This is a genomic window from Acinetobacter pittii ANC 4050 (assembly GCF_000399685.1).
GTDB classification, from domain to species: Bacteria; Pseudomonadota; Gammaproteobacteria; order Pseudomonadales; family Moraxellaceae; genus Acinetobacter; species Acinetobacter pittii_E.
The window spans coordinates 3,776,874-3,795,602 of record NZ_KB976987.1; the positions used below are offsets into that span (position 1 = coordinate 3,776,874).

Below are 18,729 nucleotides of genomic sequence, written 5' to 3' on the forward strand. Positions count from 1 at the left end.
AACAAATCTGGGACTGTAAATTGCACCAAAATAGATTTAAGGAATCTAAAAACCTAAGTTTGTCGAAACAAACTTAATTGCATAAAAGTGAATATGCAATAAGTGCACCAATTTGAATTAGTAAAGTGGTTTTTGGCGATAAATGGTGCGCCGATTTGGTTAAGATAGGGCAGTTATGGCGCTTTTTACGTTACAAGTCATCTAATGTGCTGATAAATTGATCTGAAAGAGTTCGTTATTAAAGTTTAAAAAGAATCGTTCATATTCTTAATGATCTGACCAAACTGATTGTGCGACTTCAATAAATGCCTTTACGGCTGGACTGATATGTTTTTTGTTTTTTACTGCAAGACCAATAGAACGTTTAAGGTTCGGTTTAAAAGGGCGCTTAACTACATTTGGATAAAGTGAGAGTAACTCTTTGGTGATGACCATATCAGACACAATGGACACCCCTAATTGATTGTGAACCATGCTGACGATACTTAAAATTTGTGAAACATAAAATTTGATGTCTGGTTTCACATTAAAGTTTTTTAAAATTAATTCGACCTGATGTCGACTACCCGCCATTGTCATGATGAAAGGGCAGTTTTCTAGCTGTGCTGGATCAATGTAAAGCTGCTCTGCGAGTGGGTAACCATTTGGGATTAGGGCAACAAAACGGTCTTCAATTAAGGGGAATGTATCGAAGCGCTCATCGGGCATAATTAAAAAACCGACCTCGATGCGCCGTTCCAATAACCACTGTGCAACTTCTTTATCTTCACCTTCATCGATATAAATTTCGATTTTAGGGTAGTGCTGCCGAAAGCTTTCTAAAATTTCAGGCAAGAGATAAATAGAGGATGAAGCCCCAAAAGATCCGATACGTAATGTGCCTTCATTTAAACCATGGATGGCAGCCACTTCTTTTTCTAAGGTATCAGAAATACTCAATAACTCTTTCACATGTGTAAGAAGCTGCTGACCTGTCGTGGTGAGCTCAATATCACTCTGGGATCTTGAAATCAGGTTGATGCCCCATTGTTGTTCTAATGATTTAAGCGCATGAGAAACTGCCGACTGTGAAATTCCCAGCTTTTCTGCTGTAGCAGTAAAGCTTTTTAGTTCAGCAATGAGTGCAAAAATTTCAAGCTGAGTAAATGTCATGTTGTACTTATTATGAGTAAAAACTCATTTTATCATGAGTTTTCATTATCTTTAATATATGAGGAAGCCAAGCTAATTGCCAAAACAGCAAGCCCTAATAAAACTGGAGTAAAGAAATGAATAGCATTGTTTTATCTCTTTTTCCCTTAGTTGCATTAATTGCATCGGGATACCTGTTTAAAAAATATCGTTTTTTCAGCGATGAGTTTTGGGCTGGGGTAGAGAAGCTGAATTACTATATTTTATTTCCTGCTCTGCTTTTTAGCACTTTATCGACCGCAAAAATTGACTTACAAAGCTTGAGTACAGCCATTATTGCCATGTCGATTGTGGTTTTGGTAGTCACCGCCTTTTTATACATACTCCGAATGTTTTGGCACATACCGCCTGCACGTTTTGGTGTGCACGTACAAAGTATGGTTCGTTTTAATACCTATATTGGTTTGGCTTTAGTGACTTCGCTTTTTAAAAGTGAAGGAATGGCAATTCTGGCAATTTTATTGGCGCTTTGCATTCCACTTGTGAACGTTATTTCGGTGCTTGCTTTAACTTCTAAAGAACACATGGCAATTAAACCTATTTTAATTGCACTTCTTAAAAACCCTTTAATTGCATCATGTGTAGTGGGGGCAACAGTCAATGCACTTCACATCCCGATTTGGGAAGGCTTTACTCAGTTTATTAAGCTTTTTTCAGTGTCGAGTTTGCCACTAGGTTTGTTATGTGTTGGCGCAGCTTTGCAGTTTATGCAAATTAAAAAAGACATTGTGGTATTGGCAACAGACACATTCGCACGACTTTTAGCAGTACCTGCCTTGGCTTACACGGTTTGCACGTGGTTTGATTTACCAATTTTTCAAACACAAATTTTAGTCATTTTCTTTGCGCTACCGACTGCTTCTGCTTCATACATTTTAACCAAAGTTTTAGGTGGCGATAGTCAGCTCATGGCAGCCGTGATTAGCTTTCAAACCTTATGTGCTGCCGTGACTTTACCACTGGTGATTTGGTGGATTTCTTAAGATATAAATCTTTAGCCTAACTCGTATGTAAAGAATGCTTGGCTACCTTCCTCATCTGATTATTGCTACACTTTTTTCTTTTTTGGGTAGATGAATATGTCCTTTGATCTCAAAGTGAGCTTGCAGCAAAGGTCTGAACCGTCTGCACAGCAGAAAAAACTGAATCGCCTGATTGATAAAATAGAACAGCAAAAAATTAGCCTGAGCACATGGCAAAATGCACAAGCCGAGATTCAACAGCATATTCGGCAAAAACTGATGCCTGTGTATGGAAATTTGCATGAGGTCTTATTTCAGCAGCTAGAGCAACTTTGGAATATGTTGCATAGCCATGAGTTTTCTAAAGTAGACATGCAACAAATTGATGAGAAAATTGCCCGGCTTGCACAAATGTTGAAGCGCTCTAAAATGCTATCTGCTCAACAGTTGGACTTGGTGAAGCAGATCGATACCTTTTATCAGCAACATACTCAAAAGTTAGTAAAAAAGAATAAAAAAGCTCAGTCAATACAATTTGAATATGAAGAAAGTGCTGAGCAAAGTGCAGAGTTAGAGGAAGACTTTGAACAGTATGCGGCTGAGCAACAACAAGCGCGAGAAGAAGCCAAACAGCAAAGACAGCAACAGAAACGTGAACAAGCTGAGCAAATGGCAGCGCAGTCACTCAAAACAGTTTATTTAAAAATTGCCGCGATGATTCACCCAGACCGTGAGCAAGATGAAACCAAAAAAGAAGAAAAAACTGAGTTGTTTCAACAAGCCAGTCAGGCCTACGAAAAGCAGGATTTGTTTTATTTACTTAAACTCCAGTTACAGCTTGAACAGAATAAAGGGCTAGGCGCTAAAGAGTTATCTGCCGAGCAGTTACGGTTTTATAAACTTGCTTTGGATGCACAAAGTCAGCAGCTTGAAAGCCAAATTGCTGAGATTTTGGACTCTTTTCAGTTAGCTAAGAATGTGAAAGCGGAGCATGTGCATATCAGCGATGTTTATAAAGCTATAGATGCTGACTACACTGAGTTAAAGCAGCAGGTAAAATGGGAAAAGGAACGTTTAAAGCATATGAAAAAAGTGAGTGGGGTAGAGATGTTGTTGGGGCATGGGGTTTTATAGGTTAAAAATACTTATAATTTTAAATTTTTGTTAGAGATTCTGTTATAAAATAATTACAGCTGTATGGGGTAAGTATTTTGTTATAAAATAAAAAAATCTGTTTTTTATGGTTTAAGTTATTTAAAATAAATGTACATAAAAATAGAATTATTAATTTTAGATGTAGAAAATCATGATATGAAAGAGGGACTATGGATAAGTTGACTAGAAAAGCTTGTGAAAGCGTTCTTCACTTAGCATTTAAATATCCATGGTTAAAACCTAAAACAGATGCTTTAATGACTCTATTGTTTGAAGATTGTGAAACAGATGATCAAGCTCAACTAATAATTGATATTCTGGATCAATTGAAATATATAACAATGCATGAATATAATTCTTATTTAAGTGATTTAGCATTAGATATAGCTACTTGTGGAATTGAACCTGAAAGTTCTTTTATAGTAGCAATGTCTGCTGACTCTAAGGCAGATAGTGGACAAAGTGTGCTTTATGATTTGAAGAATGAATTATCTAAAATTGAATGGAAAGGCTATAGATCTGTAAATAGATATGACCAAACACCCAAGGCTTATAAAGAATTTAAAACAAGTAAAGGTGCACAAACAATAAATATAGTCTTAGTGGATAATTTTGTGGGAAGTGGATCAACAGTTATTAATCGTGTTAAAAGAATTGAAGAATTATTCAATCAATCTGGATTTCCTAAACCAAATATTTATGTCAAAGTGCTAATTTCAACTATTAGTGGGAAGGATAATATCAATAGTGAAGATATTAATTTTTCTTTCTTTAGTTTGGTAAATGATAAACTACTAGAAAGAATTTATGAACCAGATCAAGTTGAAGTAAAAAAAGATTTAATGCGAAGTTTGGAATCTAAGTTAGCTCCTTCATATAATGAAAGAGTTCTCCCTAGCCTTGGCTATGGGGAATCACAAGTTGCTATATCAATAGAAAATAAAAATACACCGAATAATGTCTTTCCTATTTTATGGTGGAAATATTATTCAGATCAGAGAGTTAGAAATGTTTTGCTGCATAGAGCTATGGATGATGCATAATGAAGAAGAATATTTTTTTAAAAAATGAGTTACTAAGAATTTTATTTTCTTCATCAAATTATACTTTGCAAGCATTTACTTTGAATAAAAGATTAAGTGTTGCGCCTAATATATTTTTTGATCTAATTTTTCAATTAGAAAAAGAAGAATTACTAGTTGTTGATGGGGTGTTTATTAAATTATCTAATTTAGGGGAGAAAAAAGTTTTATTGGATCTTAATGCCTCAAAAAATAGTAAAAATAATATTCCTAAAAAGTTTCTATCAGAGAGTAAATTGAAAGTAAATGATTTATATATACCTAAAAGAAGTTTGCTTTAATTTAAAAATTATATATAATTTTAATTGCCTGTAAGGATTAGTATTTTGAAGCGAGTCGCTTCTGACGTTAACGGGTCTTTGACCTTAACTCTCTATTAAATCAAAGATTTAATAGAGAGGGGCGAACAGCTGCTGCTGATTCGCAGTAAGAAAAGAAGATTTCTTTTGATTGCTATCAAAATAAATTTCTTTTCTTACAAAGCAAGTAATTTGAGTAATCCTTACAGGTTTATTATGGATAAAAAAGAGATTAAAAAATGGACCAATTATTTTTTGGATGTTGGTTTAAAAGATGAATATATCATAGAGTATCAAGATTTAATTACAAATCTTATAAAAAATGATGTTCCTGTAATATTTGAAATAGATCATTTATCTAAATTAGTAGGAATAAATGTATCTACTCTTTATGCAATGATTTTTTCAACTGAAAAATTTTATAGAACATTTGAAATTCCTAAAAAAAATGGTGGAATGCGTACTATAACAACACCACATAAGTCTTTAAAATTAGTACAGAAATGGATACATCACAATATTTTAAAACATAAATATGTACATAAATCTGCACATGGGTTCGTTAAAAATCGATCTATTATAACTAATGCTTTAATACATAAAGAATCTAAAGTCTTTCTTCAATTAGATATAAAGAATTTTTTTCCTTCTATACCCTTAAATTGGATTATTAATTATTTTTATAAATTAGGATACTCTAAAAAGATTTCTTTTTATTTAGCAAAACTTTGTTGCTATGAAGATTCCCTATGCCAAGGTGCTCCAACAAGTCCTATTCTATCTAATCTAGTTTTTTTTGCACTTGATAAAAAATTGAATCATTACGCTGATAAAAATAATATTATTTATACACGTTATGCAGATGATATTGTTTTTTCAGGTGATAATATACCTTTAAGTTTTAAAAATTTTTGTATTTTCTTAATAAAAGATTTTGGTTTTAAAATTAATAGTAAGAAAACTAAATTAAAGATAGAAGTGGGTCAGAATATAATTACGGGTATTCAAATTAAGGATAGTGATATATGGGTACCTAAAAAATATAAAAAAAATTTAACACAGGAATTATATTATATTCAAAAGTATGGGTTAATTTCTCATATTTCAAAAAGAAGAATAAAAGACCCTAATTATGTATATTCTTTGCTGGGTAAAGTTAATTTTATTTTAAGTGTTGAACCTGGTAATACAAAATTTTTAGAGTATAAAAATCTTCTAAATAGTATTATTAAATAATTCCTTCTCAATTAAGAAAGAGTTAACTTAATATAATGAAAGCACAGCAATTTACTCCATATTTGCTTTAACTTTATTAACTGAGCAGCAAACTCAGCAAGCTTCGCTTTTTCACCTTCAACAATCACCGCTGGTGTTTAGATATAAAGCCTTCGTTTGCAAATTTGCCTGCGATTTGGTCGGTAGCTTCTGAAATAAGAAATTATTGAGATTGGAGTTTTTATAAAATATAGTGTGGAAATTATAAAAATTAAAAGATCGGTTTTATGAATGAAAAATTTGTTCAATTATCAAGAGAACTTAAACATAGACCTATTTTAGAGAAGGCTTTAGGTCATTTTCCTAACTTACCTTTAGTTGCTATCGATTGTGGCTGTGGCGCTGGCAATGAATCTGCTTATCTACTCTCAAAGGGATTTTATGTTCATGCTTTTGATATTTCAATTGATGCGCAAAAAGTCTGTACTGAGCGATTCAAAGATGACTCTAAATTTATTTTCTATCATGAATCTTTTGAAGACTTTAATTTCCCGTCTGCAAGTTTAATTATTGCTTCATCAAGTCTATTCTTTTGCGATCCAAGTTATTTTTATAACGTAATTAAACGAATGATAAATGCTCTTTCTGAAGGTGGAATTCTTGTAGTTGATTTATTGGGAATTCATGATGAGTGGGTTATTAGAGAACCTACAAAATTTATAGGATTTACTTATCAAGATATAGCTGATTTATTCTTATGTGATTTTAATCTACTGTTTCATAAAGAAATTAATGAAAATTTACCTTTATTGGAAGGTTATATGAAAACATGGCATCTTCATATGCTGATTCTACAGAAAAGTAATTTTTAAATATATAAAACCCAGAACCTGCTTGCACAGATTCTGGGTTCGTTTAACTAATTAAATTAAAGCGCAGCAATTTGCTCCATATTCGCTTTAACTTTCTCTAACTGAGCAGCAAACTCAGCAAGCTTCGCTTTTTCACCTTCAACTACTGCTGCCGGTGCTTTAGACACAAAGCCTTCATTTGCAAGTTTGCCCGCGATTTGGTCATGTTGCTTTTGGATTTTATCTAAATCTTTTTGCAAACGACCAAGCTCAGCTTTAGGGTCAATTAAACCTTTCATTGGTACAAATACCGATGCATGACCTACAACACTTGAAGAAGAAAGTGGTGGTTCTTGGTCTTTACCTAAGAACTCAATACTTTCAACTTTAGCCAATGCTTTGAACAACGCTTCAATACGAGTAATTTGCTCACGTTCAGCGTCAGAAGTGTTTTGAAGTAATACTGGTAATAAACGCGCATTACCTAAGCCCATTTCACCGCGAATGTTACGTACTGCACCAATCAAGCCTTGAAGCCATTGCATATCTGCTTCGGCTTGTTCATTGATTTTTGCTTGCTCAGGAATAGGGTATTGAGCAGTCATAATTGTTGGGCCGCCTTGACCAAGCATTGGTGCAAGTGTTTGCCAGATTTCTTCTGTCAAATATGGCATTAATGGATGAGCCAAACGTAATGAAGCCTCCATCACTGCAAGCAATACTCGGCGTACTTCAGCTTTACGCTCTTCTGAAACTTCTGCATCGTTTAGAACCGGTTTCGTTAACTCAACGTACCAGTCACAGTATTCATTCCAGATAAAGTCGTAAATCGCTTGAGCAGCAAGGTCTAAACGATACGTTGCAAACGCTTGATGTACAGCAGCTTCAGCTTTTTGCAGACGGCTGATAATCCATTGTTCTGGCAGTTCCCAAAGATCAGGGCGTGCTTGTTGGCCAACTGTTTGACCTTCAACATTCATCAGAACGAAACGAGTTGCGTTCCAGATTTTGTTACAGAAGTTACGGTAGCCTTCAACACGCTTTAAGTCGAACTTGATGTCACGACCGGTGTTTGCAAGCGCACAGAATGTGAAACGAACTGCGTCAGTACCGTAAGCATTAATACCTTCTGGGAATTCTTTGCGTGTTGATTTTTCAATCTTCGCAGCATCTTTCGGATTCATCAGGCCAGTCGTACGTTTTGCAACTAAGCTTTCTAAATCAATACCGTCAATCAAGTCTAATGGGTCAAGTACGTTACCTTTAGACTTCGACATTTTTTGACCTTCACCATCACGTACCAAGCCATGAACATAAACAGTCTTAAATGGAACTTGAGATGAACCATCTTCATTTTTCATGAAGTGTAGGGTCATCATGATCATACGGGCAACCCAGAAGAAAATGATGTCAAAACCAGTCACCAATACATCAGTTGGGTGGAAGGTTTTAAGGAAATCATTCGCTGCGTCTTTTTGTGCGTCGCCAGTCCAACCTAAAGTTGAGAATGTCCAAAGTGCAGATGAGAACCAGGTATCAAGAACGTCTTCGTCTTGTTTAAGTTCAACGTCAGCCGCGATGTTGTTTTTCGCGCGAACTTCTTCTTCGTTACGGCCAACATAGATGTTGCCATTTGCATCGTACCAAGCTGGAATACGGTGACCCCACCAAAGCTGACGTGAAATACACCAGTCTTGAATGTCACGCATCCATGCCATGTACATGTTGCTGTACTGTTCTGGAACAAACTTAATACGACCATCTTGAACTGCTTCAATTGCAGGTTCAGCAAGAGGCGCAATTTTTACATACCATTGGTCAGTCAGTAATGGCTCAATGATCACACCTGAACGGTCACCGCGTGGAGCTTTTAAGTCATATGGTTGGATTTGGTCTAACCAGCCTTCCGCTTCAGCTTGAGCAACTAATTTTTTACGTGCTTCAAAACGCTCTAAACCAGCATAGTCCGCAGGTGCAGTAATCGTTTTAGAAATTTGTTCGCCAGCTTTTGCAATATATTCAAACTCACCTAAAACTTCGGCGTTTTTGTTGAAGATATTAATGATTGGCAAGCTATTACGTTTACCTAGGTCATAGTCATTGAAGTCATGAGCAGGGGTAATTTTTACACAGCCAGTACCGAAGTCTTTTTCAACGTAGTCGTCAGCAACGATCGGAATTAAACGACCTGTGATTGGCAATACAATATTTTTACCAACAAGGTGTGCATAACGCTCATCTTCAGGGTGAACAGCAACCGCAGTATCACCAAGTAAAGTTTCAGGACGAGTTGTTGCAACGACTAAATAGTCTTTGCCGTCTTGAGTTTTAACTGATTTGTCTTCAAAGAAATATTTAAAGTGCCAAAGTGAGCCTTTTTCTTCTTTGCTTTCTACTTCAAGGTCAGAAAGAGCAGTTTGAAGTTTAGGGTCCCAGTTTACAAGACGTTTACCACGGTAAATTAAACCGTCTTCGTGCAAACGAACGAATACTTCTTTAACTGCGTTTGATAAACCTTCGTCCATCGTGAAGCGTTCACGTGACCAGTCTACCGAAGAACCTAAGCGACGAATTTGTTTAGTGATTGTGCCGCCAGATTGTTCTTTCCATTCCCAAACTTTGTCGATGAACTTTTCACGGCCTAAGTCGTGACGAGTTACACCTTGTAAGCCAAGTTGACGCTCAACAACCATTTGAGTTGCAATACCAGCGTGGTCAGTACCTGGTTGCCACAACGTGTTTTTGCCCATCATACGGTTATAACGGGTAAGGGCATCCATAATGGCATTGTTAAAACCATGGCCCATGTGCAAACTACCAGTGACGTTTGGTGGCGGAATCATGATACAGAATGATTCACCGTGACCAGAAGGTTTGAAGTAACCTTGTTCTTCCCACGTTTTGTACCACTTCTTTTCGATCTCGGTTGGATCGTATGTGGTGGCAATATTTTGAGCGGTTTGAGCGTCAGTCATAGTAGCTTAGATCGAATATGCATAAAAAATTGCACCTATTGTAGCAAAAAAATGCCTCGAAATTAATGTGCTGAAAACAGATAAACGGTTTTGTATTTTTTTCAAAAAACGGTAGATTTATGAAAGATGGATCACAATTTAATCGTGTAGCAACACGGCACAAAAATTACAAAAGAATTGAAAAAGGATGCTGCTGATGAGTTATGAAGTTTTTTTGAAAATTTCCGATTCGACTTATACCCAATTCGAGGCTATTCGGCAAAAACTGCATGATGGGGTAAGCCAAAGTCAGGCAAAAGTTTTGGGGGATGTATTGTCTGAACTTTCTTGCGAAATTATTGAGCAGGTTTTTTCTGTACTTTTACAGTCAGGGAATACAACTATGTCTCCAAAACAACAAGCTGAGTCTGAAAAAGTTATTCAGCAAGTTTTAGAGACTTTTCGAAAATACATGCCTTGGTCGGTTTCATTTTTTGGAAATGAACGTCTTTTACCTTTAGTTGATTATATGACTTCTCTGATGAAAGAGCAGGGGCAGCAAGTTTATATTACCTATCCGGTCACACTTCAACTTGTACAACAAGCCGAAACCCTTACGCAGCAAATTCGCGACGGTAATATGCAAAGTATTACGGCAGCATTTGAGACGCTTATAGAAATTGTGGATTTAGGCGTAACAAGCCTAGTACGTGAACCTAAAAAGCGTTTAAAATTTAATTTAGTTGTCGATAAAACTCTTAACGGAGTCATCAACATGACGACGCATTTGGGCTATAAACGTTTGGAAAAGTTAGGGACACAGGTCGATCAGACCACAGCAACTCATTATATCAACCACTTTTTGGCCTTCATGCATCAAGCAGCATAATTTAAAAAAGATAATAGGAACATCACATGGCCAAACTTGATACTTTGCAAAATAAAGTGGTATGGATTACGGGCGCATCTTCTGGTTTGGGTAAGGCCTTAGCAGGAGAGCTCGCTTTACAAGGGGCAAAGTTGATTTTGACCTCGCGCCGTTTTGAAGAGCTAGAAGAAGTTCGGGTTGGCTTATTAAACCCCGATCATCATTTGTCTGTGGTTGCAGATATTACTGATGAAAAGCAGGTTCAAGAAGCTTACAAAGAGATTTTAAAGGCTAAAGGTCGTATTGATTGGCTCATCAATAATGCTGGTTTGAGTCAACGTGCTTTAATTAAAGACACGACCATGGCAACTGAACGCGCCATTATGGAAGTCGATTATTTCTCGCAAGTTGCGTTAACTAAAACTGTATTACCAACGATGCTCAAACAAAAGTCTGGCCGAGTTGTATTTGTGTCTAGTGTGGCGGGTTTATTGGGTACACAGTACCGTGCAAGCTACTCGGCTGCTAAAGCCGCAATTCACATGTGGGCAAATAGTTTGCGTGCTGAGGTCTCAGATCAAGGTGTCGAAGTTTCAGTTATTTTCCCTGGTTTTGTAAAAACTAATGTTTCATTCAATGCACTTAATGGTGCAGGGGAACCTCAAGGTCATCAAGATGAAGCAATTGAAAATGGTTTAGAAGCGGATGTTTTTGCAGAGCAAGCTGTGAAAGCTTTAATGCAGGGTCAAGAATATATCGTTGTGGGGGGGGCTAAAGAAAAACTAGGTGTAATGGTTTCTCGGATGTCACCAAAACTTCTTTATAAAATGATTCGGAAAACAAAAGTAAAATAAAAAAGTGATTTCGCCGTGCTAAATTGGTGAAAAACCCGTATAGAAGGTTCGCCATGGATCAGGATTATCACCGTATTTTAGAAGTCATCACGCGTTTTCAATTGGTCTTTGATCAGAAAAATTGGGACGCTTTTGATGAGTTGTTGGCAGAACAACTTGAGGTGGATTATTTTCAGTTTAGGGGCGAGCCTTTATGTGTCGTGTCTTGTCATGAATATAAAGGTTCTCGGCAGCAAGCTTTATCGCATTTGCGACTACAGCACAATTTGAGTAATCCAATTATTCGTATTGAACAAGACCAAGCATGGCTAGAGTGTAATTATCAGATTTATCGTTTTTCAGAAAATGACTATTTTCATTCTTTTGGTCGTTATTACTTCACTTTGGCTAAACAACAGGACCGTTGGAAAATTACGGGGATTTGCCAACATTTAACTAAAAATATTGGTAATCCACGCATTCACTTTTCTGCTGTAGGGCAGTATTAATCTTTTACTGCTGTACCATATGCAAATACTTCAACCATTCCACCTTGCATACCAAGTTCGGTTGTACTCAGCCGAACTCCCATAATATGGTTAGCTCCTGCGGTATGTGCTTGTTGTTTTAAGCGTACAATAGCTTCTCGGCGAGCACGCTCAACAATACTTTCATAACTGGTCAGTCTTCCACCCAAAACATTCTTTATAGATGCCAGTACATATTTAAAATAGTCATGAGAAATGACCACATTACTGCTAATAAAATGGCCCAGTTGATCACTTGTTGCAAAACGATTGGTATCAATTCTGATATGGGCAAATTGTTGCTCTTTTTCTAAAAGTTCATTCAAATGTTTTCTTTCAATATGACGTCCAAAAGCCCAGCCAATACTGAAAAGAATGAGAAAAATAACAAGCTGAAAAATAAGATTGTCCATTTTCTACCTATGCATTAAATGGATCGGGTAGATGGGGCGCTTGAGGTTGCACAACTACTGCTGTGCCATATACGAATAACTCAGAAGCACCTTGGGCAATATTTGAAGTTGAAAAGCGTATACCGACAATTGCATTCGCACCAAGCTGCTGGGCTTTTACAATCATACGTTGCATGGCTTCTTGGCGAGATTCTTCTAATAATTCGGTATAACCCGTAAGTTCACCACCTACAATATTTTTTAAACTTGCCATCAAGTCACGGCCAACATGCTTACTACGAACCGTACTTCCATAAACAACATCAAGCTGTTTCAAAATCTGGTGGCCTGGAACACTTTCTAAATTACTCAGTAACATTGTTTTTTATCAATCTAAATTCTTAAGGTTTCAAGATAAAAAATATTCAGTTGAGTTGCAATAAAAAAGCCCACCGAAGTGAGCTTTTATGAATAAGTTATTTAAAACTTATTGCTTTTTAAGTTCAGCACTAGATGGTTGATTAACCACTGTATCTGAAGTATTTGCTTTTAAACCACCACCTAGAGTTTTGTATAACTCGATTTGGTTGTTTAAGTTTGCTTGTTGAAGCAATAACAAACCTTGTTCTGCTGAATAAGATGAACGCTGTGCATCAAGAACCGTTAAGTAACTATCAATACCAGCACGGAAGCGGGCATTTGAAAGTGTGTAGTTGCGGTTAGTTGCTTCTACTAAACGTTGTTGAGCTGTTAAACGCTCACCAATGTTGGCACGAGTTGCAAGTGCGTCATTCACTTCACGGAACGCAGACTGAACTGATTTTTCATAATCAGACAGTGCAATTTTCTGATCAGTTTCAGAAATTTTTACATTGGCACGACGAGTGCCCCAGTCAAAGATTGGTAAATCTAAGCTTGGACCAATTGACCATACAAAACCACCAGACTTAAATAGATCACTTAAGTCAGTTGATGCGTAACCTGCAGAACCCGTTAAGCTAATCGTTGGGAATAAACGTGCTTTTGCAGCACCGATATTCGCACCAGCAGCGCTTAAGTTATATTCGGCAGCTTTTACATCTGGACGGTTGTTAAGCAAGTCACTTGGTAAACCAGCGGTAAACACATTTTGTTGAGTAATGCGTTTTACAGGTTGGGTTGGCAACAAGTTTTGTGGAACTGATTGGCCTACTAACAAGTTCAACAAGTTTTGTGCTTGAGCAATCTGTGTTTTGTAGTTCGCTACATCATTACGCGCAGTTTCTACAGAAATCTGTGCCTGACGTAGTGGTACTTCACTATCGATACCCACATCAAAACGTTTTTTGTTGAGATTGTAAGAGTCTTGCTGTGCTTTAAGTGTTTGCTCTGCAAGTCTTAAATTCGCTGTTGCGAAAGAATAGTTTAACCACGCTTGAGCAACTTGACTGATTAGACTGATTTGAGTCGAATCACGTGCACTTTGTGTTGAAAGGTAACTATCTAACGCAGCATCTTTTAAGCTACGTACACGGCCCCAAAAATCAAGCTCATAGGCAGTTACACCCAAACCTACTTGATAAGTAGAGTAGGGGTTATTCGGATCACGGCTTTGTGAAACCTGACGAATTGCACTACCACTTGCTCCGATTGTTGGAAGCTGGTTGTTCTGCGTAATTCGATATTGCTGTTGAGCACGTTCGATATTGAGCGTTGCTGTACGTAAGTCGCGGTTGTTGGCAAGTGCCAAATCAATCACTCCGAGCAAACGAGGGTCAGCAAAGAACTGTTTGTAACCCTGTTCAGCAATAGACGTACCAGAAGCGCTATATGCATAGCTTTGTGGAATATCGGTTTTCACGACTGGTTCTGGGCCGCGCATGCTTTGACAAGCTGACAAAGCAAGCGCAAGTGCAGATACCGCAATGCTACGACCTGAAATAGACCATACGTTTTGCATCACGATTTATGCTCCTGAGTGTTTATGGTTTTTGGTTTGTACTTAAAGATACTACGAATCCACACATAGAATACAGGGATAAAGAAGATACCTAAGAACGTTGCACTGAGTACGCCACCGAGTACACCGTAACCGACAGAGTGCTGACTTCCTGCACCAGCACCTGTTGAAAGGGCAAGCGGAAGTACACCAAAACCGAAGGCAAGGGTAGTCATGATAATTGGACGTAAACGCATTTTTGCGGCATGTAAAGTTGCCTCAATCAGATCTTCACCTTTTTCCTGCAGCTCTTTTGCGAACTCAACAATCAAGATCGCATTTTTTGCAGAAAGACCGATTACCGCGATCATCGCTACCTGGAAGTAAATGTTATTTGAGAGATTTGGATCTCCTTTAATAATCATGCCCAAGTAAGTTAATACGATTGCACCAATAATACCGAGTGGTACTACAAGTAAAACCGAGAACGGAATCGACCAGCTTTCATACAATGCAGCCAAGCAAAGGAAAACGATTAACAAGGAAAGTGCATATAAGAATGGAGCTTGAGCACCAGACTCACGTTCTTCAAGTGATAAACCTGTCCATTCATAGTCGAAACCTTGTAAGCCCATAGATGGTAACTTAGCAATAATTTCTTCCATCGCTTTCATTGAGTCACCAGAGCTTACGCCAGGTGCAGGTGTGCCTTGAATGTTAACCGATGACACGCCGTTATAACGTTCAAGACGTGGAGAACCATATGTCCATTCGCCAGTAGCAAATGCAGAGAACGGAACCATCTCGCCTTTGTTATTACGTACATACCACTTGTTTAAGTCTTCAGGCATCATACGGCTACCCGCATCACCTTGAACATAAACTTTTTTCACACGTCCACGATCAACGAAATCGTTAATGTATGAGCCACCCCATGCAATACGCATCGTATTGTTAATGTCGGCAATACTCACGCCCATGGCACCAGCTTGAGCCTGATCTACATTAATTTGATACTGAGGTGTATCTTCTTGACCATTAGGGCGAACACCCACAAGACGTTTATCTTGTGCAGCCAAACCTAAGATCGTATTACGTGCAGCAATAAGTTTCTCATGGCCTTGGCCACTTGAATCTTTAAGTTGCAAGTTGAATCCGGCTGTTACACCTAATTCAGGCATTGCTGGAAGCTGTAATGGCATAACGTAAGATGCGTCTTTAACGATCATGTTCAATGCCATACCACGCTGAATCAATGCGCCAATTTGAGACTCAGGTGAAGTACGTTCACTCCAGTCTTTCAATTTAACGAAGCCAATACCAGCATTTTGACCAACACCTGTGAATGAGAAGCCCGAAACGGTGAAAATAGATTCCACAGTGTCTTTTTCATTCATGAAGAAGTTTGTCATGGTGTCAATCACTTTACCTGTACGGTCAAGCGTTGCATTTGGTGGTAATTGAACAAGTGTCATTACCACACCCTGATCTTCTTCTGGTAAGAATGAAGATGGGAGTTTTTGGAACAAGAACACTAATAAAGCAATAACCACAGCGTAAAGTACGCCAGAGAAGATTTTGCCTTTAAGCATGCGATTAACACCATTTTGGTAGCTATGCGACATGCGGTCAAAACCATTGTTAAAGCCTCTAAAGAAACGAGCAAAAATATTATTACTTGGTTCTTTGTTAGGATCATGCTGTTTTAAAATGGTTGCACAAAGTGCCGGTGTGAATGTTAACGCCACAATTAACGATAAAACCATTGCTGTTACAAGGGTAATCGAGAACTGACGGTAAATTACACCAGTTGTACCACCAAAGAATGCCATTGGTACGAATACAGCTGTTAATACACTCGTAATACCAACTAACGCGCCAGAAATCTGTTGCATTGATCGTGAAGTCGCCGTAACCGGATCGGTATGCTCTTCACTCATAACACGTTCGACGTTCTCGACGACGACGATGGCATCATCGACCAGAAGACCAATTGCCAATACCATGGCGAACATGGTTAAGGTGTTAATTGAGAAGCCAAAGATATTAATAACAGCGAATGTACCTAATACAACAACTGGTACAGCAAGTGTTGGAATAATCGTTGCACGCCAATTCTGTAAGAACAAGAACATGACAATGAATACCAAAATTACCGCTTCAATTAATGTGTGTACAACACTTTCAATTGAAAGACGAATAAATGGAGTTGTGTCATAAGCCAGTTTGTCTTCAAGACCCGCTGGATAGTTCTTACGTAATTCAGATAAACGATGTTCAACTGCTTCGGCAGTATCAAGTGCGTTCGCACCAGTTGCAATCTTAATTGCAAGACCAGCTGCTGGTTTACCGTTAAACTTCGAGTCGAATTGATAGTTATCAGAACCTAATTCTACGCGAGCAACATCTTTTAATCGAACCTCAGCACCAGATGCTGTGTTCTTTAAGAAGATATTTTTAAACTGTTCAGGAGTTTGCAGCAAACTTTGTGCATTTACTGTTGCGTTAAGCACTTGACCTTGTACAGCCGGTGCACCACCTAATTGACCTACAGCTACTTGTGAGTTTTGCGCTTGTAAAGCTGTCGCAATATCACTAGGTGTAAGCTGATAACTGGTTAACTTAGCTGGATCAAGCCAGATACGCATTGCGTATGAACCACCAAAGACCGTTACCTCACCAACACCAGCCACACGGCTAAGCGGTTCTTTAATAGACGAGTTTACATAGTCTTTAATGTCAGAGTCAGACAAGTTGTTATCTGGTGAATAAAATGCAATAACTTGCAAGAAGCTTGCACCAGATTTAGTAACAGTTACACCTTGACGTTGTACATCTTCAGGTAAAAGTGCAGTTGCAGATTGCAGCTTGTTTTGAACCTGAACCTGTGCAATATCTGGATCAATACCTTGTTCAAAGTTTAATTGAATAGAGGCTTGACCGTTACCAGCACTGTTAGATGAAATATAACGTAAACCATCTAGACCATTCATTTGTTGTTCAATGATCTGGGTTACGGTGTTTTCAACAGTCTCAGCCGATGCACCAGGATAAGTTGCAGCAATCGTAACTGTCGGCGGTGCAATCGTCGGATACTGTGCAATAGGCATTTTTGTTAGCGTGAGAATACCCGCCAACATAATGACTAATGCAATCACCCACGCAAAAATGGGGCGATGAATAAAAAATTGTGCCATTCAATCTACCCCTTATGCATTTGAAGATGCTTTCTGTTCTGCTTGAGGTTTACCTGATTGAGCCGGTTTTGTCGCATTTGGAGCTGCGCCTTGTGGATTTGCTGGTTGAGCTTGGTAAGGTTTTGCTGAAACTTCTTGCCCTTCTTTAACCTTGGCAACACCATCAACAATCACTTTATCACCAACTTTAAGACCGTTAGTCACAATCCAGTTTTGTCCTTGAACACCAGAGGTTTCAACAGGACGACTCTCAACAGTACCTTTGGCATTAACAAGCATTGCTACAGCTTGACCTGTAGGTAAACGCGTAATTGCAGCTTGAGGAATCAGGTAAGCATTAGGCACTACACCTTGAACAATCTGTGCAGTGGTATACATGCCTGGAAGTAACAGGTGATTCGGGTTTGAGAATACGGCACGTAAAGTAATCGTTCCTGTATCCTGATTAACCGAAGCATCAGAGAAAGCAAGTTGTCCTTCGATTGGATAGGTTGAACCATCTTCGAGCTTCAATTTCACTTTCGTGTTGTTACTATTGTTTAAACTGCCTTTGCTGAGTTGTTGACGTAAACGCAATAACTCGGCACTAGACTGGTTAATATCAACGTAAATCGGGTCTAACTGCTGAATCGTCACTAAAGGATCAGTTTGATTTGCAGTAACTAAAGCACCTGCTGTAACAGAAGAACGTCCAGACTGACCAGAAATTGGTGAACGAATTGTAGAGTAACCAAGATCAACATTTGCATTCGTTACTTGAGCTTTTGCTGCAGAAACTTGTGCTTCGGCAACATTAACCTGACCAAGTAAGTCGTCATATTCCTGTCTAGATACAGCATTACTTGAAACAAGTTGCTTATAACGGTTTAGCTTGGTACGTAGTGAAGCTAGATTTGCCTGTTGTTGTAAAAGAGCAGCTTTTGCATTCTCAAGCGTTGCACGGTTCGTTCTAGAGTCGAGCTCATAAAGCGCCTGACCTTCACGAACATAGCTTCCTTCAGCAAACAAGCGTTTTAAAATCACACCGCTTGTTTGAGGGCGAACTTCAGAAATTTGATATGCTGAAGTACGGCCAGAAAGCTCAACGCTTTGTTCAACACTTTGTGGTTGAGCAACAATAACACCTACTTCTGCAGGCGGCATTTTCTGAGCAGCAGCAGCTTGCTGTTTCTCATCGGAGCCTTTGCTACAACCAACAAGTGCGATACTTGTTGCTAATGCGCAAGCAGTAAGGGCAGGAGCCCAAAGCTTAGCCGACATCATTGTTCCACCTCGTTTAGATAAA

The 18,729-nt window shown here is 38.2% G+C and carries 16 protein-coding genes and 1 pseudogene; 9 read left to right on the forward strand and 8 right to left on the reverse strand.

Going from position 1 to position 18,729, the window contains the following annotated elements:
- Window positions 1-267: 267 nt before the first annotated feature.
- Window positions 268-1,152: a LysR family transcriptional regulator gene (locus F931_RS21550; RefSeq protein ID WP_016143181.1), complete on the reverse strand. Its 885-nt coding sequence runs from the start codon at window positions 1,150-1,152 to the stop codon at window positions 268-270.
- A gap of 116 nt (window positions 1,153-1,268) precedes the next feature.
- Here F931_RS21550 and F931_RS21555 point away from each other — a divergent pair, with 116 nt between their 5' ends.
- The 5 genes from F931_RS21555 (at window position 1,269) to F931_RS21575 (ending at window position 5,925) form a co-directional block, all read left to right on the forward strand.
- Window positions 1,269-2,174 (forward strand): AEC family transporter, encoded by a 906-nt coding sequence (locus F931_RS21555; RefSeq protein WP_016143182.1) that lies wholly within the window; start codon window positions 1,269-1,271, stop codon window positions 2,172-2,174.
- Between the two features lie 96 nt (window positions 2,175-2,270).
- A complete protein-coding gene (locus F931_RS21560; RefSeq protein ID WP_016143183.1) occupies window positions 2,271-3,287 on the forward strand; it encodes a hypothetical protein in 1,017 nt (338 codons plus the stop codon).
- 191 nt (window positions 3,288-3,478) lie between these two features.
- Window positions 3,479-4,351, forward strand: coding sequence for a phosphoribosyltransferase-like protein (locus tag F931_RS21565; RefSeq protein ID WP_016143184.1), 873 nt, complete (start codon window positions 3,479-3,481; stop codon window positions 4,349-4,351).
- Window positions 4,351-4,671 (forward strand): hypothetical protein, encoded by a 321-nt coding sequence (locus F931_RS21570; RefSeq protein ID WP_016143185.1) that lies wholly within the window; start codon window positions 4,351-4,353, stop codon window positions 4,669-4,671. Before F931_RS21565 ends, F931_RS21570 begins: the two co-directional genes overlap by 1 nt.
- 165 nt (window positions 4,672-4,836) lie before the next feature.
- The gene (locus tag F931_RS21575) at window positions 4,837-5,925 is read left to right on the forward strand and encodes a retron St85 family RNA-directed DNA polymerase (protein ID WP_228681264.1); all 1,089 of its coding nucleotides are present in this window, start codon (window positions 4,837-4,839) and stop codon (window positions 5,923-5,925) included.
- Window positions 5,926-5,976: 51 nt separating this feature from the next.
- On the opposite strand, the pseudogene F931_RS22700 reads toward F931_RS21575, so the two are convergent.
- Window positions 5,977-6,121: pseudogene (locus F931_RS22700) on the reverse strand (hypothetical protein); the annotation flags it as partial.
- A 70-nt stretch (window positions 6,122-6,191) separates the two neighbouring features.
- On the opposite strand from F931_RS22700, the gene F931_RS21580 reads away from it, so the two are divergent.
- Window positions 6,192-6,776: a class I SAM-dependent methyltransferase gene (locus F931_RS21580; RefSeq protein WP_016143187.1), complete on the forward strand. Its 585-nt coding sequence runs from the start codon at window positions 6,192-6,194 to the stop codon at window positions 6,774-6,776.
- 56 nt (window positions 6,777-6,832) lie between these two features.
- Here F931_RS21580 and F931_RS21585 read toward each other — a convergent pair whose 3' ends face one another.
- Entirely contained in the window at window positions 6,833-9,730 is a 2,898-nt protein-coding gene (locus F931_RS21585; RefSeq protein ID WP_016143188.1) for a valine--tRNA ligase, read from the reverse strand.
- A gap of 196 nt (window positions 9,731-9,926) precedes the next feature.
- On the opposite strand from F931_RS21585, the gene F931_RS21590 reads away from it, so the two are divergent.
- The 3 genes from F931_RS21590 to F931_RS21600 are packed head-to-tail and all read left to right on the forward strand — an operon-like array spanning window position 9,927 to window position 11,919.
- Window positions 9,927-10,598, forward strand: coding sequence for a hypothetical protein (locus F931_RS21590; RefSeq protein WP_016143189.1), 672 nt, complete (start codon window positions 9,927-9,929; stop codon window positions 10,596-10,598).
- 26 nt (window positions 10,599-10,624) lie between these two features.
- Window positions 10,625-11,431: an SDR family NAD(P)-dependent oxidoreductase gene (locus F931_RS21595; protein WP_016143190.1), complete on the forward strand. Its 807-nt coding sequence runs from the start codon at window positions 10,625-10,627 to the stop codon at window positions 11,429-11,431.
- A 53-nt stretch (window positions 11,432-11,484) separates the two neighbouring features.
- Window positions 11,485-11,919 (forward strand): nuclear transport factor 2 family protein, encoded by a 435-nt coding sequence (locus F931_RS21600; RefSeq protein ID WP_016143191.1) that lies wholly within the window; start codon window positions 11,485-11,487, stop codon window positions 11,917-11,919.
- Here the strand turns inward: F931_RS21600 and F931_RS21605 are convergent.
- The 5 genes from F931_RS21605 to adeI form a co-directional block, all read right to left on the reverse strand.
- Window positions 11,916-12,350, reverse strand: coding sequence for a YbjQ family protein (locus F931_RS21605; RefSeq protein WP_016143192.1), 435 nt, complete (start codon window positions 12,348-12,350; stop codon window positions 11,916-11,918). The genes F931_RS21600 and F931_RS21605 overlap by 4 nt on opposite strands.
- A gap of 7 nt (window positions 12,351-12,357) precedes the next feature.
- Window positions 12,358-12,708 (reverse strand): YbjQ family protein, encoded by a 351-nt coding sequence (locus tag F931_RS21610; RefSeq protein WP_000927245.1) that lies wholly within the window; start codon window positions 12,706-12,708, stop codon window positions 12,358-12,360.
- Window positions 12,709-12,816: 108 nt separating this feature from the next.
- The gene (adeK, locus tag F931_RS21615) at window positions 12,817-14,268 is read right to left on the reverse strand and encodes a multidrug efflux RND transporter outer membrane channel subunit AdeK (RefSeq protein WP_016143193.1); all 1,452 of its coding nucleotides are present in this window, start codon (window positions 14,266-14,268) and stop codon (window positions 12,817-12,819) included.
- Window positions 14,268-17,444 carry a multidrug efflux RND transporter permease subunit AdeJ gene (adeJ, locus tag F931_RS21620; protein ID WP_016143194.1) on the reverse strand — a complete coding sequence of 1,059 codons (3,177 nt, stop codon included), beginning with the start codon at window positions 17,442-17,444 and terminating at the stop codon, window positions 14,268-14,270. Before adeJ ends, adeK begins: the two co-directional genes overlap by 1 nt.
- Window positions 17,445-17,456: 12 nt before the next feature.
- Window positions 17,457-18,707 carry a multidrug efflux RND transporter periplasmic adaptor subunit AdeI gene (gene adeI / locus F931_RS21625; RefSeq protein ID WP_016143195.1) on the reverse strand — a complete coding sequence of 417 codons (1,251 nt, stop codon included), beginning with the start codon at window positions 18,705-18,707 and terminating at the stop codon, window positions 17,457-17,459.
- Window positions 18,708-18,729: the final 22 nt, after the last annotated feature.